Annotated in this window: 22 protein-coding genes; 7 read left to right on the top strand and 15 right to left on the bottom strand. The window is 51.9% G+C overall.

The genetic code is table 11. From position 1 onward, the window contains the following. Position 1 precedes the first annotated feature (1 nt). The 4 genes from Q3A88_RS05230 to pgpB form a co-directional block, all read right to left on the bottom strand. Positions 2 to 1,555 (bottom strand): sugar ABC transporter ATP-binding protein, encoded by a 1,554-nt coding sequence (locus Q3A88_RS05230; protein WP_317177534.1) that lies wholly within the window; start codon positions 1,553 to 1,555, stop codon positions 2 to 4. Continuing rightward, positions 1,555 to 2,187: a DUF2291 domain-containing protein gene (locus Q3A88_RS05225; protein WP_317177533.1), complete on the bottom strand. Its 633-nt coding sequence runs from the start codon at positions 2,185 to 2,187 to the stop codon at positions 1,555 to 1,557. Before Q3A88_RS05225 ends, Q3A88_RS05230 begins: the two co-directional genes overlap by 1 nt. Before the next feature lie 44 nt (positions 2,188 to 2,231). Next, positions 2,232 to 3,173, bottom strand: a complete 942-nt coding sequence (locus tag Q3A88_RS05220; protein WP_010276654.1) for a D-ribose ABC transporter substrate-binding protein — start codon at positions 3,171 to 3,173, stop codon at positions 2,232 to 2,234. 324 nt (positions 3,174 to 3,497) lie between these two features. Beyond that, positions 3,498 to 4,274: a phosphatidylglycerophosphatase B gene (gene pgpB, locus Q3A88_RS05215; protein WP_317177532.1), complete on the bottom strand. Its 777-nt coding sequence runs from the start codon at positions 4,272 to 4,274 to the stop codon at positions 3,498 to 3,500. A gap of 304 nt (positions 4,275 to 4,578) precedes the next feature. Here pgpB and ribA point away from each other — a divergent pair, with 304 nt between their 5' ends. Then, a complete protein-coding gene (gene ribA / locus Q3A88_RS05210; protein WP_010276651.1) occupies positions 4,579 to 5,172 on the top strand; it encodes a GTP cyclohydrolase II in 594 nt (197 codons plus the stop codon). A gap of 72 nt (positions 5,173 to 5,244) precedes the next feature. Here the strand turns inward: ribA and Q3A88_RS05205 are convergent, their stop codons facing one another. Next, positions 5,245 to 6,879: an ABC transporter substrate-binding protein gene (locus tag Q3A88_RS05205; RefSeq protein ID WP_317177531.1), complete on the bottom strand. Its 1,635-nt coding sequence runs from the start codon at positions 6,877 to 6,879 to the stop codon at positions 5,245 to 5,247. Positions 6,880 to 7,162: 283 nt separating this feature from the next. On the opposite strand from Q3A88_RS05205, the gene Q3A88_RS05200 reads away from it, so the two are divergent. Together Q3A88_RS05200 and Q3A88_RS05195 are read left to right on the top strand one after the other, a co-directional pair. Continuing rightward, positions 7,163 to 7,333 carry a hypothetical protein gene (locus Q3A88_RS05200; RefSeq protein ID WP_181393605.1) on the top strand — a complete coding sequence of 57 codons (171 nt, stop codon included), beginning with the start codon at positions 7,163 to 7,165 and terminating at the stop codon, positions 7,331 to 7,333. Between the two features lie 2 nt (positions 7,334 to 7,335). Next, positions 7,336 to 7,767 (top strand): putative T6SS immunity periplasmic lipoprotein, encoded by a 432-nt coding sequence (locus tag Q3A88_RS05195; protein WP_233991226.1) that lies wholly within the window; start codon positions 7,336 to 7,338, stop codon positions 7,765 to 7,767. A 70-nt stretch (positions 7,768 to 7,837) separates the two neighbouring features. Here Q3A88_RS05195 and acnA read toward each other — a convergent pair whose 3' ends face one another. After that, positions 7,838 to 10,510 carry an aconitate hydratase AcnA gene (acnA, locus tag Q3A88_RS05190; protein WP_040031602.1) on the bottom strand — a complete coding sequence of 891 codons (2,673 nt, stop codon included), beginning with the start codon at positions 10,508 to 10,510 and terminating at the stop codon, positions 7,838 to 7,840. Positions 10,511 to 10,924: 414 nt separating this feature from the next. Beyond that, entirely contained in the window at positions 10,925 to 12,229 is a 1,305-nt protein-coding gene (locus Q3A88_RS05185; RefSeq protein WP_110163965.1) for a dicarboxylate/amino acid:cation symporter, read from the bottom strand. Between the two features lie 864 nt (positions 12,230 to 13,093). On the opposite strand from Q3A88_RS05185, the gene gstA reads away from it, so the two are divergent. After that, entirely contained in the window at positions 13,094 to 13,702 is a 609-nt protein-coding gene (gene gstA, locus Q3A88_RS05180; RefSeq protein WP_075278189.1) for a glutathione transferase GstA, read from the top strand. Positions 13,703 to 13,740: 38 nt separating this feature from the next. Here gstA and pdxY read toward each other — a convergent pair whose 3' ends face one another. The 5 genes from pdxY to anmK all read right to left on the bottom strand — a co-directional run bounded on the left by pdxY (position 13,741) and on the right by anmK (position 18,516). After that, entirely contained in the window at positions 13,741 to 14,601 is an 861-nt protein-coding gene (pdxY, locus tag Q3A88_RS05175) for a pyridoxal kinase PdxY (protein ID WP_317177530.1), read from the bottom strand. Between the two features lie 84 nt (positions 14,602 to 14,685). Continuing rightward, a complete protein-coding gene (gene tyrS / locus Q3A88_RS05170; protein ID WP_075278191.1) occupies positions 14,686 to 15,963 on the bottom strand; it encodes a tyrosine--tRNA ligase in 1,278 nt (425 codons plus the stop codon). A 234-nt stretch (positions 15,964 to 16,197) separates the two neighbouring features. Then, on the bottom strand, positions 16,198 to 16,881 hold the full coding sequence (gene pdxH / locus Q3A88_RS05165; RefSeq protein WP_039468073.1) for a pyridoxamine 5'-phosphate oxidase: 684 nt from the start codon (positions 16,879 to 16,881) through the stop codon (positions 16,198 to 16,200). Positions 16,882 to 16,988: 107 nt separating this feature from the next. Continuing rightward, positions 16,989 to 17,306: an MliC family protein gene (locus Q3A88_RS05160; protein ID WP_039359311.1), complete on the bottom strand. Its 318-nt coding sequence runs from the start codon at positions 17,304 to 17,306 to the stop codon at positions 16,989 to 16,991. A 97-nt stretch (positions 17,307 to 17,403) separates the two neighbouring features. Beyond that, the gene (gene anmK, locus Q3A88_RS05155) at positions 17,404 to 18,516 is read right to left on the bottom strand and encodes an anhydro-N-acetylmuramic acid kinase (RefSeq protein WP_317177529.1); all 1,113 of its coding nucleotides are present in this window, start codon (positions 18,514 to 18,516) and stop codon (positions 17,404 to 17,406) included. Positions 18,517 to 18,865: 349 nt separating this feature from the next. On the opposite strand from anmK, the gene Q3A88_RS05150 reads away from it, so the two are divergent. Beyond that, positions 18,866 to 19,333, top strand: coding sequence for a glycine zipper 2TM domain-containing protein (locus tag Q3A88_RS05150; RefSeq protein ID WP_005972534.1), 468 nt, complete (start codon positions 18,866 to 18,868; stop codon positions 19,331 to 19,333). Between the two features lie 131 nt (positions 19,334 to 19,464). Here the strand turns inward: Q3A88_RS05150 and slyA are convergent, their stop codons facing one another. After that, entirely contained in the window at positions 19,465 to 19,902 is a 438-nt protein-coding gene (gene slyA / locus Q3A88_RS05145; protein WP_010276609.1) for a transcriptional regulator SlyA, read from the bottom strand. 227 nt (positions 19,903 to 20,129) lie between these two features. After that, positions 20,130 to 20,369, bottom strand: coding sequence for a DUF1289 domain-containing protein (locus Q3A88_RS05140; RefSeq protein WP_071822592.1), 240 nt, complete (start codon positions 20,367 to 20,369; stop codon positions 20,130 to 20,132). 289 nt (positions 20,370 to 20,658) lie between these two features. Between Q3A88_RS05140 and gloA the strand changes: the two genes are divergently transcribed. Both gloA and rnt read left to right on the top strand, forming a co-directional pair. Beyond that, positions 20,659 to 21,066 (top strand): lactoylglutathione lyase, encoded by a 408-nt coding sequence (gene gloA / locus Q3A88_RS05135; protein WP_010276601.1) that lies wholly within the window; start codon positions 20,659 to 20,661, stop codon positions 21,064 to 21,066. A gap of 146 nt (positions 21,067 to 21,212) precedes the next feature. Next, positions 21,213 to 21,884, top strand: a complete 672-nt coding sequence (gene rnt / locus Q3A88_RS05130) for a ribonuclease T (protein ID WP_039279581.1) — start codon at positions 21,213 to 21,215, stop codon at positions 21,882 to 21,884. Between the two features lie 103 nt (positions 21,885 to 21,987). On the opposite strand, the gene Q3A88_RS05125 is transcribed toward rnt, so the two are convergent. Continuing rightward, positions 21,988 to 22,338, bottom strand: coding sequence for a Grx4 family monothiol glutaredoxin (locus Q3A88_RS05125; protein ID WP_010276591.1), 351 nt, complete (start codon positions 22,336 to 22,338; stop codon positions 21,988 to 21,990). Positions 22,339 to 22,481 lie beyond the last annotated feature (143 nt).

Below are 22,481 nucleotides of genomic sequence, written 5' to 3'. Positions count from 1 at the left end.
GTCAGAACCCTTGTGCACTTGCCGAAACCAATGCCGACTCGCTGGCCGACTGACGCACGATATTCGCCGTCAGCTTGCCATTCGACATCACCAAAATACGGTCCGATACCGCCATAATCTCTTTCAAATCCGAGGTGGAAAACAGCACGCCGATGCCCTGTTCCGACAGCCCGACCATCATTTCAAAGACGTCGGCTTTCGCACCCACATCGATGCCTCGCGTGGGTTCATCCAGCAGCAGCACCTTGGGGCTGGTCAGCAACGAGCGGCCAATCACCACTTTTTGCTGATTGCCGCCGCTGAGCGCCTGAATTTCGACCTCGGGCGAAGAAACTTTGATCGCCAGTTGCCCAATCGTGCTGGCAACCACTTCCTGCTCTTGCCGCTGGAAGATCGCCATGCCGTATTTCAGCCGCCGCCACAGGCTGGCGATGGTGAGATTGGAAGCCACCGACGAGAGCGGAAAGATGCCGGTTTTCTTGCGATCTTCCGGCACCAGACTCATGCCCATACGAATGCGCTGCGCGGTAGACAGCCTCGGATTAACCGGTTTGCTATCGAGATAAATCTTGCCCAGATAATCATTCTGAATACCCAGCAGACACTCGAAGAGTTCCGTGCGGCCCGCCCCCATCAGCCCATAAATGCCGACGATTTCCCCTTCACGCACCATCAGCGACACATCATTGACCACCTGATGCCCGACATCATTGAGGCAGGTAAGGTGTTCCGCTTCCAACACGGGCGCTCCAAACGTTCTGCCCGGATGCAGAAAGCTGGTGACAGGGTCACCGCCGAGCATTTCCCGCACGATCCACGGTACGTCGATGTCGCTAACGGCCGCCTCTGCCTGAAAACATCCGTCGCGCAGGATGGTGATGTAGTCACCAATCGCCATCAGCTCTTCCAGCCGGTGTGAAATGTAGATAATCGACACATTCTGGCGAGTCAGCTCGCGGATCACACGGAACAGAATCTCGACCTCCGTTTTGCTCAGCGCAGAGGTGGGTTCGTCCAGAATCAGAATGTCGGCCTGATCCGCCAGCGCCTTGGCGATTTCCACCAGTTGCTGCTGGCCGACTTTCAGGCTGGCGACCTCGGTACGCGGCGAAATATCCTGATCGAGACGCGCCATCAGTTCCGCCGCAATCCGCTCCTGCGCCAGATAATCGATAGGTGCAACACCCTTTTGCAGCTCCCGCCCCAGAAAGATGTTCTCCGCCACGCTCAGGTTCTCGGACAGGTTGAGTTCCTGATGCACCATGCCGATGCCTTTTGCCGCCGCATCACGCGTATCCGCGATACGTACCACTTCGCCATTCAGCAGAATCTGGCCGGACGTCGGCTGCTGCACGCCTGCCAGAATCTTCATCAGTGTCGATTTACCCGCGCCGTTTTCACCGATAATCACGTTAACCTTGCCGCGATACACGTTGTAATCGACGTTATCCAGCGCTTTGGTACCGGGAAACAGCATGGTGATGCCACGGGTCGCCATGACGATATCGGGTCGGCTCACCGCGTTTGATTGCAGAGAAACGTCTGGTTTTTCCATCACTGCGCCCCTCCGCCGCTCGTTTCGGTCAGGTTTAGCATCATCGGCACCGCATCGCTGACACCCTGTTTCGTTATCACCAGTGCCGCCAGAACATTGACCGGTTTACCCTGCACGCCCGCCTCCAGCGCCGGCAACGACGCGAGGGCTTTGTTATTCAGCGCACGAGCCAATTGGGCAAACTGCACCTGATTTTTGAAATCCTCAAAGCGGATAAACCCAGCCGCATCGCGGATGGCATTGCCTTTGACGATCGGCCCGAGCTGAAGCGTGACGGCGTCACCTTGCACATCAAGCATCAATTTCCCTTCACGACTTTCCCGATCAATCCCGCTGACCGTGCCCTGAAACCGGGCGTAGACGGTTTTACGCGCTGAACCCTCCAGCGTTGCCTGCGTTTTCTTCACGTCATCCCAAGACAACGCCTGCTGCTGCGCAGTTGGGAGCAGCGTTGGCTGCCACAGCGCTGTCGCGATGTTCTCTGGCGTCATGGTGCTATAGCCCGGCGTGGAGGCTGGGTCGACCGGAATGATGGGTTTACCGTTTTCATCCAGATCGACCACCGTGCAGGCCGACAGCAGCAAGGCACCGATCCCAACCCAGCAGGCACGGTATCGTTCATCGAACAGCATAACGACTCCTTTATCAGCAGGAGCTGACGCTCCTGTCGCCTTAATTACGGTTTCAACGCAAAGGTGTTGAGTTTGGTCGCGTTAGACTCATCGATCAGAATGCAGTCCATCAGCTGTTTCTCTTCATGCTGTGCTTTGCCGTTCTTCAGGTAGTAATCCGCCTGTTCGACCGCCATCTGCGCCTGCTGCCAGCCGGGTTGCAGTACCGTAGCCTTGATATTGCCTTTATTGATGATGGAATCGCGCACGTAGTCGCTGCCGTCAAAGCCCACCACAATCACGTCGTGACGCCCCGCCGCTTTCAGCGCCGCTTCCGCCCCCAACGCCATCGTGTCGTTGCCGGAAATCACACCGGTAATATCCGGGTTTGCCTGCAAGATGGCTTCCATGCGGGTAAAGGCTTCCGTCTGGCTCCAGTTCGCCGTTTGTCTGGCGACGCGCTTCATATCGCTATATTGATCGATCACATCGTGGTAACCCTGCGAACGGACGTGCGCATTGGTGTCTGACTCGCGGCCAATCAACTCGACGTACTTGCCTTTCTGCCCCATCAGCTCGACAAATTTCTCCGCACCGAGCTGCGCGCCCTGATAGTTATTGGAAACGATCTGCGCCACGGCCACGCCGGTTTCATTGATTTCACGATCGATCAGGAAAGCGGGAATACCGGCGGCTTTCGCTTTCTTCAAGGGGCCAATGGTGGCATCGGCCCCGGCATTATCCAGAATGATGGCCTTCGCCTTGCGGGCAATGGCGGTTTCAATCAGCTGATTTTGTTTGCTGACGTCATCGTCATGCGACGCCACCAGCGTGGTGTAACCCAGTTCAATGGCTTTGGTTCTGGCACCTTCGGCTTCCGCTTTAAAGAACGGGTTGTCGTGTGAAGGGGTAATAATGGCGATCAACCCGTTATCTGCGGCAAACGCACCGGCAGAGAAGGAAAACATGACGGCCAGCAGGGAGGATTTCAGACGGTAAGGTTTCATTGTTATTCTCCTGTTTGAATATATATTCAATATTGAATTAACATTCAAATGAAGTTTTACAACCAACCGAAAAATTGTCCAACAGCAAAAACAGGAATAGCGAAGCAGCTCACAAATTGTTTACATTTTGCGCGAGGCGATAGCGGTGAGAGTCGGGAAAAAACAGAGTCGAGAGAAATTTTTAACGTTGCGTCAGCAGCGGCACGCAGGGCGACGGACAAGGCGGTGTTATAAAAATGCGGATGACCGAGGTCATCCGCAGGGTACGCACTACAGGGGATTATCTATGGAGTACAACCTAAAACAGGAACGGCAACTCAAAGGCTACGAGGATTTATTTTCGGCGGCATCCTCCTCCGCCTGTTCTTTAATTTCTTCATACTGGAGCGAGAGCGGACCGCACCAGCGCTGCGCCAGCCAACTGGCGACCACCACCAGCAGCCAGCTAATTAACGTCGCCACCACCAGATCCTGCGGCCAATGCATGCCGAGTACCAGACGGCTGCCCATAACGCCGCTAGCCCACAGCATCAGGATCACCACTGTTTTATAATGCCGACGTGCCCACAGCAGCCCGACACCCAGCAACGCCCAGGTTGCAGCAAACATAGTGTGCCCAGAGGGGAAAGCAAAGCCGGTTTCAAACTGCCAGTGGCTGCGCAGCCACTGTGGAATCTGCGTTTGATCCTGCAACTGTGTTTTCACCAGTTCCGAACGTTCCTTGCGCGGCAACGAATAGAAATAGCTGTCGTCCACCTGATGATTTTTTTCCAGCCAAACGACATAGGGCCGAGATTCCTGCACCCACTCTTTAATGACCGATTTAATACCCTGCCCCATCAGCACCGTCATCGCCATGATGACCAACAGACCGAGTGCGGGCTTCAGACGAAAACGCAGGCACCAGAGAAACCAGATGCTCAGCACGATACTGGTCAGAATGCCCCACGGCGATGTCACCGTTTCTGTAATCCAGAAGAGTACGCGTAACCAGAGCCCGTCATACTCCGGTTGCCACTGCCAACCGCTCATCCAGATAATCATTGGCATAATCAGTAATAGCGCTGCACCAATGGTGGTTCGTTTGGCAATTTCGTACATAATTTCTTCCCATAATTCAGTATGATGCCATGCAACAAAACTTTCACAATTCTATCAGAAAATCCGACATGAACTGTCAGTATGGCGTAAAATAGCGCTCAGTTCTGTCAACAAACCTAAAACCAGATGGCAGTCTGGTGACGTTGTAATTCAATTTTTGTGACGTTCTTAGGCAGGCTTTTTTGCTGGTCAAGCGCGATGGGTCGCAGTAGGATTCGCCTCAGCATTCTTGTTTGTGGACACAGCGTTTTTAGACACGTTTTTTGGACACAGCTTTTTGGATACAGATTTTTTGGAGAAAAGTATGCAGCTAAAACGGGTGGCGGAAGCCAAGTTGCCCACCCCGTGGGGCGATTTCCTGATGGTAGGTTTCGAAGAGATCGCCACGGGTCACGATCACCTTGCTCTGGTCTATGGTGATATTTCCGGTTCAGTTCCCGTACTCGCTCGCGTGCACTCCGAGTGTCTGACGGGGGATGCCCTGTTTAGCCTGCGCTGCGACTGTGGTTTCCAGCTTGAAGCGGCACTGAGCCACATCGCCGAAGAAGGTCGCGGCGTGTTGCTATACCACCGTCAGGAAGGCCGTAATATTGGGTTGCTCAATAAGATCCGCGCTTATGCGTTGCAGGATCTGGGGGCTGATACGGTGGAAGCCAATCATCAGCTTGGGTTCGCCGCCGACGAGCGCGATTTCACGCTGTGCGCCGATATGTTCAAGCTGCTCGACGTTGATGAAGTTCGCCTGCTGACCAATAACCCGCAGAAAGTGAAAATACTCAACGAGGCAGGCATCAATATCGTTGAGCGCGTGCCATTAATCGTCGGACGCAACCCGAAGAATGAGAACTATCTGGCGACCAAAGCTGCCAAAATGGGGCACCTGCTGGATATGAAGTAACGATCCCGCTTCACGTCAGGATCGTTTCTTTCCATGCTGACAGCCGGTTTTTAACCGGCTGTTTTATTAGGATCAATGCTTGAGGATGTACATGTCTTGCGTGTAATAATCGCCACGCACGTTGGGGGAAAAACCACCGATATAGGTCTTAACCATCTGCGGCTGGACATAGTAGTAGATGGGCAACAAAGGGACGTTGCTATCTAAAATATCCGAAGCTTGTTGATAAATAGTCTCTTTCTCCTGCTTATCCTTCGCCGTCAGCGCCTTTTTCAACAGCGCATCATATTGTGCATGACTGAATTTACCGTTGTTGTTGCTGTCATTCGTTTCCAGCGTATTCAAGAATGTACTGGCTTCGTTGTAATCCCCAGTCCAGGACTGTCTGACCACCTCAAAGTTACCGGTACGTACGGTATCCAGCATCGTTTTCCATTCCTGATTTTGCAACGTCACTTCCGACCCAAGATTCTTCTTCCACATTGAACTGGCGGCAATTGCCACGCGTAAATGTGACTCGGAGGTGTTGTAAAGCAGATTGAATTTCAGCGGATGCTTGTCATCAAACCCAGCCTCTTTCAACAGTTTCTTTGCCTCGTCATTACGCTGCTGCTGCGTCCAGTTTGCCCACTCAGGATCCTTGCGCTGGAAGCCCCCTATATTTTTGGGAATCAGGCTGTAAGCAGGCGTCTGCCCCATACCTAGCACATTATTTGCGATGATATTTTTATCCAAACTGAGATCCAGTGCGCGACGGACGCGGGGATCGTCAAAAGGGGCTTTTTGCGTATTGAAGCGATAAAAATAAGTTCCGATCTGTGGTGATACCTTCACCTCCTGCGGATACTCTTTTTTCAGCGATGCAAATTGAACGGGCGACAGCAGCCCCGTGATGTCAATTTCGCCGGATTTATAGCGATTCAGCTCCGCCGCCTGCGAGCTGATCGGCAGATACGTCACTTTGTTAATGACGGTATGCGCGTTATCCCAATACTGGCTATTGCGCTTGCCGACGATACGTTCGTTAACCACCCATTCGCTGAGCGTATAGGGGCCGCTGCTGACGAAATTTCCGACCTGCGTCCAGTTATCAGGGTGTTTTTCGAGAACTGCTTTCGGCAGCGGGACCAGAATATGGTACGCCGACATTTCCAGGAAATACGACAGCGGGTGTTCCAGCGTGACTTCCACCGTGTGGCTATCCAAGGCTTTCACACCCAGCGAATCCGGTGCTTTCTTACCCGCCAGAATATCCGCCGCGTTCTTCACATACATACTGGCGACGTAGGTGCCGTAAGGCGACAGCGTTTTAGGGTCGCTAAGGCGTCGCCAGCTATACACCACATCATCTGCGGTAATCGGTGAACCATCGGACCATTTGGCATCAGGCCGCAGGTGGAACGTCCACACCGTGTTGTCTTTATTGTCCCAGCGCTCGGCCAGTCGCGGCTGAATAGTACCGTCATCGCCCACGCGAACCAGATTATCGAAGAAGTCATTAATAATGTGGCCTTCTACATCGCTTTCCACCTTATGCGGATCTAACGACGCAGGCTCTGAACCATTGCCTCGCACCAGCTCTTGTTTATCCGCCAGTTCCACACCAGCAGGAACCTGAGCAGCAAAAGTCGATGTCATCGCGCCTGTTGCACACAGCGTGAGAAACAGCAGCGAGTGTTTAAAACGTTTTTTGATCAACTCATCCATATAACCTCCTGTTATATCCCCGGCATTCTTCAAGCGGCGTTGGCGTCGTATCCGGGGCGTGGCTGGGCAATAGTTTTTACTTATTCCCCATGTAGTTAGCATCACAACAACCTAACCACAATTCGCCAGAGGATTCGAGTCTTTCATGTGGGAAAACGTGCGCTGGTACGTTAGGGTTACTATAGGCTTTCTAGCCGCAAGGAACGCGCGCTACACAGCTGGGATTAACGCTTCATTTTTAGTCGTTAATAGTCCAGGCTATAAACCTACCTGGCTATAACAAATGGAGCAGCAGGCACAGATAATCGCTGATTATTTCGTTTTAAAAACCTACGGCTATCAAGCGTGGAAAATGCTGAGAGCGCGGGGAGATGTCACCCTTGATGGCGATATTTCTGAGACAGAAATACGGCAACAATATCAAAAAGCCATGCAGTTCTTTCCCTGGAATTAACGATGACACTTACTGCAAAATTGTCTACGTTTCTGCTTATCGCGGCGAGCGTTCTTCTTGTTGGTTGCCCCGGTTCAGGCGATCGATTACAGCCGGACGAATTGACATCAGTCAGACAAGCGGAAAACGATCTCTGTTTTTTAGTTAGCGATGCTCAGGATTACCAACCTACTCTTATCGCTATCAGCACAAGAACCGCTCAGCCACAGGAATGGACGCTGTATGAAAATCCCAGCATCGTCGTTACACAAGGCGAACTGTGTATTCCTCCTTCTGTTTACCATTTTTTAGACGACAGGACATACGTCGTCAGGTATATCCTGCAATCGAAAAAACACAGCAATTCACGAAGAAGCATCGTCTCTGCGATAGCATTTACGAACGGCAGCGTTCGAAACGTACCGCTGAGGAAGGATGAAGCCGCTTATTATTGATGCACTCGTTCTTCTAGTTGAGCGAATCCACCGAGAGCAAGCCTCCTACCCTCGGTGATCGGTCATGAAATTACAGCATATTGCGGATAACGTAGTGCAGGATGCCGTCGTTCTGGTAGTAAGTCAGTTCATTACGGGTATCGATACGACAGCGGGTGCTGATGGTCTGCGTGTTACCGCTGGTATCCGTGATGTTGACCTCAACTGTCGCCCCTGGCGTCAGCTGATTTAGCCCCGTAATCGAGATTTGCTCGTCGCCAGTTAATTGCAGCGTCTTACGCGTCACACCGTCAGGAAACTCCAGCGGCAGAATCCCCATCCCGATCAGGTTAGAACGGTGAATACGTTCAAACGATTCAGCAATCACCACGCGGACGCCCAGCAAACGCGGGCCTTTCGCGGCCCAGTCTCGGCTGGAGCCGGAGCCATACTCTTTACCAGCAAACAGCGCCAGCGGGACATTTTCGTCCTTGTAGCGCATCGCCGCATCATAGATCGTCATCTCATTCTGCGACGGGATGTGGCGGGTATAGCCGCCCTCTTTACCGGGCACCATTTCATTACGGATACGAATGTTGGCAAACGTCCCACGCATCATCACTTCGTGGTTACCACGCCGTGAACCGTAAGAGTTGAACTCCGCAGTTTCGACGCCGCGCTCCAGCAAATATTTCCCTGCCGGGCTGTCGCGCTTGATGTTGCCTGCCGGAGAGATATGGTCGGTTGTCACCGAATCGCCCAGCATCGCCAGAATGCGCGCGTTGTGGATATCCTGAACCGGCTCAGGCTCTTTCCCCATATCCAGGAAGAAAGGCGTCTGGCGGATATAGGTCGATTCTTCCGGCCATTGATAGGTAGGGTTGTTGTCGACCTCAATATCTTGCCACTCCTGCGTGCCTTCAAACACGGCAGCATACTGTTTGTGGAACATGCCTGCGCTGACGTTCAATACCGCGTCCGCCACCGCTTTCGTCGACGGCCAGATATCTTTCAGGTAGACGGCTTTCCCGTCACGATCTTCACCCAGCGGTTCTTGCGTCAGATCGACGTTCATATTCCCCGCCAGCGCGTACGCGACCACCAGCGGCGGCGATGCCAGCCAGTTCGTCTTCACCAGCGGATGAATACGGCCTTCAAAGTTACGGTTGCCTGACAGCACTGCGCCGACAGTCAGATCGCCGGCTTTTATCGCCGCTTCGATCGCATCCGGCAGCGGGCCTGAGTTACCAATACAGGTGGTACAGCCGTAGCCCACCAGATTGAATCCCAGCTCGTCGAGGAACGGTGTCAATCCCGCTTTAGCATAGTAATCCGTTACGACCCGCGAGCCCGGTGCCAGCGAGGTCTTGACCCACGGCTTGGTTTTCAGACCGCGCTCTACGGCATTTTTTGCCAGCAGTCCGGCCGTCATCAGCACGCTCGGGTTAGAGGTATTGGTACAGGAGGTGATCGCGGCGATCACGACGGCCCCCTGCTGTAAACGGTGCGTTTCGCCTTCCAGCGTGAATTCTTCATAGTCAGAACGGTTCTTCACCGCGCTGACTTCCAGCTCCCGGCTGGCCTTAAAGGCTTCCGGCACGCCCGCTAAAGGCACGCGATCCTGCGGGCGTTTTGGCCCTGCCAGACTGGTTTCCACCGTCGACAAATCCAGCGCGAGCTGGCTCGTAAATACCGGCTCATCACCCGTATTGCGCCACAGCCCCTGCTGCTTACTGTAGGCTTCCACCAGCGCGATCTGTTCTTCCGCACGGTTGGTCAACCGCATGTAATCCAGCGTGATTTGATCGATAGGGAAAAAGCCGCAGGTCGCACCATATTCCGGTGCCATGTTGGCGATGGTTGCGCGATCCGCCAGCGGCAGCGAATCCAGTCCATCGCCGTAAAATTCCACAAATTTACCGACCACGCCGTGCTTACGCAGCATCTGCGTGACCGTCAGGACCAGATCGGTTGCTGTGATCCCTTCGCGCATCTTGCCGCTTAGCTTGACGCCGACCACGTCAGGGATCAGCATCGACACAGGCTGCCCCAGCATCGCGGCCTCGGCCTCTATCCCGCCGACGCCCCAGCCGAGCACACCTAAACCGTTAATCATCGTGGTATGCGAATCGGTTCCCACCAGCGTATCGGGATAGGCAAACTGTTTGTCGCCCTGCTTTTCGTACCAGATGGCCTTAGCGAGATACTCCAGATTCACCTGATGGCAAATTCCGGTTCCCGGCGGCACGACGCTGAAGTAACTAAAGGCATTTTGCCCCCAGCGCAAAAACTCATAACGCTCACGGTTACGCGCCATTTCCAACTGCGTGTTATCCACGAGTGCCTGACGATCGCCGAAGTGGTCAACCGTCACCGAGTGGTCAATCACCAGATCGACCGGCGACAGCGGGTTAACCTTATTCACATCGCCACCCAGCCGTTTCACCGCCGCTCGCATTGCCGCCAGATCGACCACGGCGGGCACGCCGGTAAAATCCTGCATCAATACACGCGCGGGGCGATAGGCAATTTCCCGATCAACATGGCCCGTCTTCAGCCAGTCTACGACCGCCTGAAGGTCAGCCTGCTCTACCGTGTCGCCGTCCTGATGCCGCAATAAATTCTCCAGCAGCACTTTGAGCGACTTCGGTAATTTATCGATGTTCCCAAGCGTTTTCGCCGCCTTCGGCAGGCTGTAGTAATGGTAAATCTGCTTCTGTACCGTCAGTGTGTCCAGACAAGTGTCGCGAAGGTGTGATGACATGCTTCCTCCCAAATTAACTTGCTATACCCGTCATACTTCAAGTTGCATGTGCGTTGGCTGCGTTCAGTCACCCGAATCACTTACTTGAGTAAGCTCATCGGGATGCCTTCTCTTGCCGCCTGCCTGAAACTCGAATTATTTAGGGGATATTCGTTATTCTGCATCGGGCGATTAATCAATAACCAGCCTGAGCTTGCGGTCTTATTTAAAGATAACACAAACAAAAAATAACGTTTTTGCAACAATGCGATATGAACGCAGCGATAGCCGTTAGCTATTAAAAAGAAGCAAATCAGAATAAACATCAATGGGAACATGAAGAGGATGGAAAACAGTCACGGCCGCGTATGGAGGAGAGCGAAGAGAGAAACGGCCCGAAGGCCGCTTGTCTCAGTGTATTAACCTGACGTTAATTTAGACATTCCCGGCTGCCATCACCGGTGCTTCTTCGTCGGCATGCTCATGATTGGGTTCTTCCAGATCGTGGTTTCGTTCGAGCTTGGCCACAACTGCGGTCGCCATGCCGTTACCAATCACATTGGTCGCCGTGCGGCCCATATCCAGGAACTGATCGATACCAATAATCAGCAAAATGCCCGCTTCGGGTAAGCTGAACATCGGCAAGGTGGCTGCTACTACCACGACCGCGGCGCGTGCCACGCCAGCCATGCCTTTACTGGTGATCATCAGCGTCAGCAGAATCAGGGTCTGCTCCGTAAAGCTTAAGTGGATATTGTAAGCCTGCGCGATGAACAGAATGGCAAAAGCCTGATAAATCATGGAGCCGACAAGGTTAAAGGAATACCCCAACGGGAGTACAAAGCTGGTGATTTTTTTGGGAACGCCGAATTCGCTCAGCGCTTCCATCGTTTTCGGATAGGCCGCTTCGCTGCTGGCAGTGGCAAACGCCAGCATACTGGGTTCGCGCAACAGTTTGATCAAGCCCCAGGTTGCTTTCTTGCCGAGGAACAGTGCACCAGCCCCGAACATAAGCCCCCATAGCAGCGCCAGACCAAGGTAGAACTCACCAATGACTTTGCCAAAATCGAGGAGAAGCCCCAGCCCTTCAGTCGTAATAGACGACGCCAGAGAGGAAAATACAGCCAGAGGCGCTAACCGCATGACATAATCCGTCACCCGGAACATCACTTTCGCCAGTTCCTCGATCATCGATTCCATCGTGACGGCATGCTTATTCTGGCCTTTCACAAAAGCCAGCGCGGAACCGAAGAACATCGAGAACACCAGAATCTGCAATATTTCGTTATTCGCCATCGCTTCGACGATACTGCGTGGAAATATATGGGCAATGAAGCTTTTCAGTGTAAATCCACCGGTATTCACGCCGGTCTCTACCGCTATTGGCGTACTTGGAATAGCGAGATTCATTCCGACGCCAGGCTCAAAGATGTTTGCTAACATCATGCCAATAAAAAGAGAAACCACGGAAGAACAAATAAACCACACCATCGCCTTCAGCCCTATTCGGCCAACGGAAGAAGAGTTCCCCATGCTAGCAAGACCAGAAACCAATGTGGCGAAGACCAATGGCGCAATAATCATTTTTATCAGGCGAAGAAAAACATCGGTCACTAAATTAAAGTAGGATACGACCTCTTTGGCCTCCTGCTCCGTTAATAAAGAATGACAGGCTCCGCCGACAATAATCCCGAGAAGAATAGCCAAGGCTATAAAAAACAATAACCTGTTCTTTTTCATAGTAACCTCATGATAATGAATAGAATCAGACAATACGTATTATTAGCAAACATGAGCCACCTAACGCATAGGCGTAAGCAACCTACGGCTTATCCGATTTTTATCGGCGTATTCTCTGTGTCTTGATGTGGTGATAATAGTTACTCGGGGAGTATGTTCATTTTTCCATCACTGATAGAAAAAATTTCGACAAGATGTAACGTATAATTGGAAACGTCGCTGCTCATTAATATTACACGCGCGCTACGAAAACCATTGGACATAACTACCCCTCCTTTATTACATGCGATAAATAAAGGGGTAGTTTAATCAACGTCACTTTGAAATAGCTCCCCTTCATACCTTTTCCTATTTATTTTTTGAATATCCATTAGACGCTCACCATGGGGAAATAACTTAAATCGACGGTATCATGAAAAATACGAAACTTGTCACTAATGAAATTTTTCTTATCAACAGATTTAGTAATGATTAATTAATCGCTATAAATCATGCGTCGAAAAATGCCGCCCAGACCTCCCCTTTCTCTCATCTGCCTATCGCGATCTTGCCAACCCGGAAGTCGCCCTCACAATCCGTAATACTGCGGTTTCTGTCCCAGACAAAAGTAGTCTCTGTCACACGCTATGTGGCTTTACCGATCGCGGCCGTTAGACCCCATAAGATCGCCCTGGAATAACCTATGAAAATTTGATTTTGCACCGCCAAAATCGCCCAAATTTCACGCAAAAATCATACATAAGGAGTATTTTGCAAGAGGCCTCACACTATCCCGTTACGTTTTGTTGTAAAAAAACAACATGTCGTTATTCAACACTCATCAGCGCATGTGTTGATGGAAAAATAATAATAGGAAGGGTTCCCATGAAACTGTTTTACAAAGCTGAAAGCAGTTCTCTTTTTACACACATTGTGTTGATCGAATCCAAATTGGAATTCAAGCTGGAGAAGGTCAATCTGCGTACGAAAAAGACAGAGCGTGGAACCGACTATACGTTCATCAACCCGAAAGGGATGGTGCCGGCGCTAGAGCTGGATGATGGGTCTATTCTGACTGAAGGTGTCGCTATCGCCGTATACATCGCCGATCTGGTTCCGCACTGTAACCTTATTGCTCCTACCGGGGGTATAGCTCGCTACCATACGGTTGAGTGGCTGAACTACATTTCTTCTGAGCTACACAAAACGTTTACACCACTTTTTCGCCCCGGCACACCGGAAACGTATAAAGAGCTGTTGATGGAATATCTGCAGGTTAAGTTCCGTTATATCAATATGATATTGAGTGAACAAAACTATCTGGTCGCCAACCGTTTCGGTATCGCCGATGCGTATCTGTTTACCGTAATGCGCTGGGCGCAGTCGCTAAAACTGGATATGTTCCGCTACCCTGCGCTGACCGCTTACCTCGACCATATTGCCGAACGCCCTTCCGTCGTTACCGCGCTTAAGGTTGAAAGGTTGAAAGGTTGACATGCAATAACGCCCCAATATTCGGGGCGTTATACGTTTTACGACAGGCGAGTTGCCTGAAAGTGATGACGCGGATTGGCAATCCCATCCTGAGCCGCAACCAGCTGTAGCTCATACTCATTCATCTCTTTCGTCACCAGCATGACTTCATAGACCGCCGCCGTAGTGTGCTCCAGCGCTTTATCCAACGCCACGCCCTTCAGCAAGTTCACCAGCAGTAATCCACTGGTCAAATCGCCCACGCCGACAGGTTGACGTTCAAACTCTACCAGCGGTCGGCTGATGTGCCAGGCATCCGTCGGCGTCACCAACAACATTTCAAAGCTGTCTTCACGCGTGGCTGCACGACTCAGGTGTTTTACCAGAACGATTTTTGGCCCTTTTGCACACAGGGCACGCGCGGTCTCTACAGCTTCGGCCACGTTATGCACGGTACGGCCACCCAGCAGTTCCAGTTCAGGCAGATTCGGCGCGATAATGTCGGCCGCGAGCAGCGACTGCTGGCAGTGGAAATCAGACACACCGGGCGCGACGATACAGCCTTTCTCCGGCGTCCCCATCACCGGATCGCAGAAGTACAGTGCATCAGGATTAGCCTCTTTCACCTGACGAACAATACCCAGAATATGTTCCCCTTGCTCGGCGGAGCCGATATAGCCGCTCAGCACCGCATTACAGGTCTTCAGTTTGTCGATGTTCGCAATTCCCTGCACCACCTCGGTCAGGTGGCTGGCGGGCATCACACACCCCGTCCAGTGACCGTATTGGGTATGATTGGAGAACTGCACCGTATTCAACGGCCAAACGTTTGCGCCCATCCGACGCATCGGAAACTCTGCCGCACTGTTACCGGCATGACCAAAAACGACATGTGACTGGATGGAAAGTATATTTTTCATTAGCTATGACTCAGATCCTTGCCAGCGCCTGTGCGCCTCAACTTACAAGAAGAAAGGGAGCTAACGCTCCCTTATCGGTAATGCTTATGCTTTCCAGCAGATCAGGCAGTAGTGCTTTTTGCCGCGACGCAGCAAAGTGTAGCGATCAAACAGACGGTCGGCATCGCTGAAGGTATATTCAGGGTCAGCCTGTTTTTCGCCGTTAATGGTGACCGCATTCGAAGCGATCATCGTACGGGCCTGACCGCGTGACGGCACGAGCTCAGCGCTGACCAGCGCCTGTTGCAAATCCGCACCGTTTTCCAGTTCGATAATCGGCATACCATCCTGCGCCAGCTGCGCAAAGTCGTCCTGCGTCATATCCTGCAATGCGCCAGAGAACAGGCTTTGTGTAATACGACGAGCCGCTTCCAGACCGGCTTCGCCGTGAACCATACGGGTCACTTCTTCCGCCAGCACGTACTGCGCGCGTGGAGCTTTGCCACTGTTTTTGTCTTCTTCTTCCAACGCATCGATGTCTTCGAGGCTCATGAACGTGAAGAATTTCAGGAAGCGATACACATCGGCATCCGCCGTGTTGATCCAGAACTGGTAGAATTTGTAAGGGCTGGTCTTGCTGGCATCCAGCCAGATCGCGCCGCCTTCCGTTTTACCGAATTTTGTCCCATCTGACTTGGTGATCAGCGGCACAGTCAAACCGTAGACCTGTTTCTGGTTCATGCGGCGCGTCAAATCGATACCTGACGTGATGTTGCCCCACTGGTCAGAACCACCGATTTGCAGCTCGACATCATGCTGCTTGTTCAGCGAGGCAAAGTCGTATCCCTGCAACAGGTTGTAGGAAAACTCGGTGAACGAAATACCGACGTCATCACGATTTAAACGCTGTTTGACGGCTTCTTTGCTAATCATCTGATTAACGGAGAAGTGCTTGCCGATATCACGCAGGAAATCCAGCACGTTCATACTGCCGAACCAATCGTAATTATTAGCCGCGATCGCGCTGTTTTTGCCGCAGTCAAAATCCAGGAATGGGGAAACCTGACGACGGATCTTCTCTACCCACTCACCCACGGTTTCAGCCGTGTTCAGCTTACGTTCTGTGGCTTTAAAGCTTGGGTCACCGATCAGCCCCGTGGCACCGCCAACCAGCGCCACCGGCTTGTGGCCAGACAGCTGGAAGCGTTTCAGGCAGAGCAGCGGCACCAGATGCCCCAAATGCAAGCTGTCGGCGGTGGGATCAAAGCCGCAATACAGTGCAATTGGCCCTTGCGCCAGCCGCTCTGCTAACGCTTCCTCATCCGTCACCTGGGCAATCAAGCCCCGCTCTTGCAATTGTTTAATCAGGTTACTACTCGCCATCGATAACTCCATTTTTATAAAAATAGGCCGTTGCGTTCCCGTTGGGTTTACGCACAACGCCGTGAGAGATGCGCAGCATACCTGTCTGCTGTCGCATGATAATTTCGCTGCTGCATGACTTTACGCAACAGGGTATGAACGCCACATCGCCGCGCAATGCCCAGTCAACGCGAAACTTCATAGGATAAAGTGCTGATGATAGGAGCGCCAGCGTTTAACACGGATATTTCGCGATTAGGGCGCTAAACGATCGATCTGCCAGCCCTCGTCCTGCCGCTGGTAGAAAAATCGGTCATGCAGACGGTGTTCACCGCCCTGCCAAAACTCGACAGAATCGATAACAACGCGGAAGCCACCCCAGAAGCTCGGCAAAGGCACCTCGCCATTCTGGAATTTTTGCTTCAATTCCAAAAATTTGCTTTCCAGCACGCCGCGCGCTGAAATCCGGCTGGACTGCCTGGATACCCACGCACCAATCTGGCTGTCTTTCGGGCGGCTGTGGAAATATTTCAGCACCTCAAGCGCCGGCAGCTTCTCTACACGCCCCAGCACGATGACCTGCCGCTCCAACATATGCCAAGGGAACAGCAGGCTGATACGTGGATTGTTTTCCAGATGATGGGCTTTGCGGCTGCCCATATTGGTATAAAACACCATGCCTTTCTCATCATAGTGTTTCAGCAGAACAATACGCTGGTAAGGCTGCCCGTGCTCATCCACGGTCGCAACGGACATCGCGGTGGGATCGGCCAATTTTGCGTCGCAGGCCTGCTTTAGCCAGCGTTCAAATAAATCCAGCGGGTTCGCGGGAAGATCGCTACGGCGAAGCCCGCCACGCGTGTATTCACGGCGGATGTCAGCAATATCGGCGGGTTGAATAAGAGGAGAACCGTCAGAAGGGGAGCGTTCCTGAGTCATAATATCCTGCTGTCGCAATGTCGGGCCAGAAGCGGGCGAAAATCCCATTTTGCTCCCGTACCCGAAAAATCGCAATCAGCAGCGACATCACCAGCGCACGGCGTCAGCTACATCGGTGCCAATACGCAGTCGTCTACGATAACCCGTTCACCCCGTTGGATAAATGCACGATCGCCTTTGCTCCAGAATGTGTAGGTGTCATTGCTGTATCTGACGCCAGAAGCAGACACCACTTGAGGGAGTGTGAGACGTTCACCGTCCAGCAGGAAACTCACCTGCGGAGTCGCCTCACCGCCCTGCTGTAGCGTCACGGTTAGCGGCATTGTCCCGCATTGATAATGCAGCGTTTCCACCGTCTGTTTATGACCAAAATAACTGCAGCCACTCAGCAGAATCAGCGCTGTCCCTGTCAGCAATCGTTTCATTCTTTTCTCCTGTCATTCTTGTCGATGACGGCAGCTGGCGCTGCCGCTCGTTTAAGTTTAACAAGAGGATAGCGATGAACCTCTCGGCAAAATCTGATTAATCCGCGTTGACCGGATAAATCGCGCCTAACACCGTTTCCTGGCTCGCTCCCGTGACAGACGGCAGATTGCCAGACAGCCCTGATAGCGTGCGTGACGCCAGCCAGGCAAATGCCAGCGCTTCCATATCATCGCCGCTCACACCGCACTCATCCGTCGTGCTGACTTCGATACCCGGCAGCAGCGCCGAAAGACGCGCCATAATGAGCGGATTACGCGCGCCACCGCCACAGACCAGTAGGCGTTCACACCCACCGACCAACAGCACCTGTTCAGCGATGCTCACCGCCGTTAACTCAACCAGCGTCGCCTGAACATCCTGCGGCGCTATCGGCGGCAGGCCAGCCAGCATTCTTTCCAGCCAGCCCAGATTGAAATACTCACGCCCGGTGCTTTTGGGCGCTCGCAACGCAAAATAAGGATCGGTCAGCATCCGGCGCAGCAATAGCGGATTTACCTGACCGCTCATCGCCCACGCGGCGTCTTTATCATACGGCTGCGCGCAGTGCCGCCAGATCCAGGCATCCAACAGCATATTTCCGAGACCGGTGTCGTAGCCACGCACGGGCGCACCCGGCACCAACAGCGACAGGTTGGCGATACCCCCGATGTTGAGCACAATACGTCGTTCGACAGGATGCAACAGCAACGCATGGTGGAACGCTGGCACCAGCGGCGCGCCCTGCCCGCCATAAGCCAAATCGCGGCGGCGAAAATCCCCTACGGTCGTGATGCCAGTCAAGGCGGCAACGCGGTTATTATCGCCGATCTGCAACGTACAAGGCGCATCGCCCGTGGGCTCATGCCAAACCGTCTGCCCGTGGCAGCCAATCGCGGTGATATCCTGCGCGCCCAGCTCCGTCTCTTTAAGCAGCGCCAGCACAGCGTCGGCAAACAAAATGCCCAGACGGGTATCCAGCTGTCCCAGCGCCGACAGCGTCACCGCCTGCCCCTGACACATCCCCAGGATGGCCATTTTGATGTCCTGCGGTATCGGGTGACAGTAGCTGGCCTGCTGCGCAACCGTATGTTCGTCAATCGCGGCTAGCACAACATCCACACCATCAAGGCTGGTGCCGGACATTACGCCAATATATCTGCCTGATCTCATTATATAGCCTTTGCCCCTGTGAAATAAAAAGAGAACACCGATAACAACCGTTACGTTGAGAGTAAAAGTAGCACGTTAACACGCTGAATTATTAAATTTTTTACGTTTTTGCCACACGGGTTAGGTTTTAACCAAATATCGGTTTTGGATAAAATTTGCTACAAAAAATGCCCTTTCTCGTACTATTTATTTCTCTGTTTATACGCAATTTAAGTGCACTATTATATTCTGAAAAAAAGAGTAAAAAGAGTGGCATGCTACACTGAGCCAGACCATAATTTATTGGTATAACACTGCGTCGGCCGAGGCTGAGCCAGCCCGACATATTCGCGATTAAGGAGTTTGTATTATGATGAAGCGTTTGCTTGTGGTTACCCTTGCTGGTATCACGCTGGCTGGTTGTGCTAATACCAGTACGCTTTCAGGTGATGTTTACAGCGCATCCGAAGCTAAACAGGTACAGACCGTGACCTACGGTACCATTGTTTCTATGCGGCCGGTTCAAATTCAGGCGGGAGAAGATTCTAACGTGATCGGTGCGCTCGGCGGTGCTGTTCTGGGGGGGTTCCTGGGTAATACTATCGGTGGCGGCTCCGGTCGTAGCCTGGCGACAGCAGCTGGCGCCGTAGCCGGTGGGGTAGCGGGTCAAAGCGCCACAGGTGCGCTAAACCGCACACAGGGCGTAGAACTGGAAATTCGTCGTGATGATGGCAGTACCATCATGGTGGTACAGAAACAAGGCGATACGAAATTCAGCGCAGGTCAACGCGTTGCTATGGCTAGCAATGGCCGCAGTATTACCGTTTCCCCACGGTAATGCTGTGTGACGATCGCCGCAGATGGCGGCGATCGTCACAACGAATAATCAACTCCCGGAATAAATAACCAATAATCGATACCGGTAATCTTGCCGGGATTTAATTCTCCCTCTGCGTAACCCAAATTTAGCTACGCTTGATTCTCATGTAATGCCAATATATTTTTCTCAAGACGCGAAACCAGCAACGCTAATTCATCAACCTGCTCCGGCGTAATACCAAATAAGACTTCACTACGTGTATGGCTAATTACACCATTGACTGCCTGTATGATTGGCTCTGCTGATTCGGTCAGCATAATACGTTTTGCCCGACGATCGTGCGCACAAACGTGGCGAGTGATTAACCCTTTTTCCTCAAGCTGATCCAGTGTTCGGACTAATGAGGGTTGCTCAATACCTATCGCTTTGGCGAGTTGAATCTGCGACTGCCCTGGGGGTAGATGGTATATGTTATGCAACGTGACCCAATGCGTCTGAGTCAGTTCAAGTGGTTTTAATCGATGATCGACCAGCGCACGCCATACGCGCACCAGACGGGCTAAATCAGATCCTAATGGCAATTCCATCACCTCTCCTTATTGTTAGCACGCTAAGTTATATCCCTGGATTGCAATCAACTCTGATTTATAAGAATAAAAAATGACTTTATTGTTGTAAAAATAGCTCCATATGAAATGGATTCTATCAAATAAAAGTCTTTTAAAAATGATCTCAGGCTTATTTTATTCAATCGAACGCTCCTGCGTTGCTTAAACAAAATTTCACGTAAATAGATCATCTAAGACAAGATAACTTAGAACAACGATGGCTGACGGGACTCTGCTGGTGTATCGGATTTCTCTGAACGCAGTGAACGTTTCATTCTCTGCCGACACAAACGCAGCACATCCTGTTTCTGCGCATCACTCATTTGGCCCCAACTAAAGCGCTCATTACGACTGCGAAAGCAACCGCGACAATATCCGCCTTCATCCGCCTGACAAATACCACGGCATGGATTAGGGACAACAAAGAGTTCAAGTTGCTCTGGCACAACACCTCCTGCTACAACTCTATTTATTGAAGCCCTGTTCTTTACCGCTGGCAAGCCCAAACGGACAGTCACAATGAAAATAATTAGGTAACCATTGTAATAACTGACGATTTTTTTACACGTCAGGCAGCCTAAAATTGCCCCAACGCGCTATTTATCCCTCCTGAGAGTACGTTTTAACACAAACCTCACTGTAGTGTCGCATTTTTAGCATCATCCCAACAACTTGGACTCGGTAGCGCCACAACGCTATACTTCCCTCTTTGTTGCACTTTTTAACGAGGACACTATGCGCTTACTTCACACCATGCTGCGTGTTGGCGATTTACAACGTTCTATCGATTTCTATACTCAAATCTTGGGCATGCGCGTGCTGCGCACCAGCGAGAATACCGAATACAAATACACGTTGGCTTTCGTCGGTTATACCGAAGAGAGCGAAGGCGCAGTTATCGAGCTGACCTACAACTGGGGCGTCGACAGCTATGATTTGGGCAACGCCTATGGTCATATCGCGCTGGGCGTTGACGATGTTGCCGCAACCTGCGAGCGTATCCGCAAAGCGGGTGGCAATGTAACGCGCGAAGCGGGCCCGGTCAAAGGCGGCACAACCGTGATCGCGTTCATCGAAGATCCGGACGGTTATAAAATCGAATTGATCGAAAACGCCCACGCCGGTAACGGCATCGGTCACTAATCTCCGTATTCTACAGGTGCTGCATCAGCACCTGTTCTCCCCCTTCTTCTGCTATCTCCGCCGTTTGAAACAGCAACGGGCATGCTGCATCTCCGGTCAAAATTTGCAATAATGCGCGCTGCGTTTTGCTAACAATTAAGAGAAAAATGGCTGATAAAAGTGATCTGAATGCCCTGAGCGGCCGTTTTCGTGGGTTTTACCCGGTAGTGATTGATGTTGAAACCGCCGGATTTAATGCGAAAACCGATGCCTTGCTGGAAGTTGCGGCGGTAACATTAAAAATGGATCAAGACGGTTGGTTACAGCCAGATGAAACGCTACATTTTCATGTCGAACCTTTTGAGGGCGCGATTCTGGAGCCCGCCGCACTGGCGTTTAACGGCATTGACCCCACCAACCCGCTGCGTGGTGCCGTGAGCGAATATGATGCGCTGCATGAAATTTTCAAAGTCGTGCGTAAAGGCATTAAAGATCAGGGCTGCAACCGCGCGATTATCGTGGCGCATAATGCCACATTCGATCATAGCTTTATGGCCGCAGCAGCCGAGCGCTGTAGCCTGAAACGTAATCCCTTCCACCCTTTTGCTACTTTCGATACCGCAGCACTCAGCGGGCTGGTGTTAGGCCAAACGGTCCTTGCTAAAGCCTGTATTACCGCCGGTATTGCGTTTGATTCCAGCCAGGCGCACTCCGCGCTGTATGACACCAACCAGACGGCATTGCTGTTCTGTGAGTTGGTTAACCGCTGGAAACGTCTGGGCGGATGGCCGATTGCACTGGAAGAAAATTCACTGGAAGACGCGTCAGCCGAAGACTGAAAAGGCTGAGATCAAAAAACGGGTGCCATAAAGGCACCCGTTGGCAGGATTTACGCTCGCAGCGTAACAACATTTGACATCGTCATCACGCCAGACGAAAGCATTACTCTTGATCGGCCTGCTGCGCTTTGTATTTGTCTGCAGTTTCTTTGATCAGCGGCTGCAGTTCACCGCGCTGAAACATTTCAACCACGATATCACAACCGCCAATCAGCTCACCATCAACCCACAGCTGTGGGAATGTCGGCCAGTTCGCGTATTTCGGCAGCTCAGCACGAATGTCTGGGTTCTGCAAAATATCAACATACGCAAAACGTTCGCCACAGGCAGACAACGCCTGAACAGTCTGTGCGGAAAAGCCGCAGCTTGGCAATTTCGGGGAGCCTTTCATGTACAGCAGAATCGGGTTTTCAGCAATTTGGCGCTGAATTTTTTCAATTGTCGGTGTCGTCATCTTCTTGCTTCCTTAATTCTATAGGATGGCTAACGTCCAAAACGCTAGCCATGAGCCGCCGTCAGAGGTGCTACGACAGCGACATTGACTCAGTGATATTGTACCGATGCCACTAGCCACAAAAAAACGCCATTTTTTGTAGG

The organism is Pectobacterium sp. HCp5_1 (assembly GCF_032905925.1).
GTDB classification, from domain to species: domain Bacteria; phylum Pseudomonadota; class Gammaproteobacteria; order Enterobacterales; family Enterobacteriaceae; genus Pectobacterium; species Pectobacterium brasiliense_A.
The sequence above is the reverse complement of the archived record's forward strand: the minus strand, read 5'-3'. Positions and strand labels throughout refer to the sequence as shown.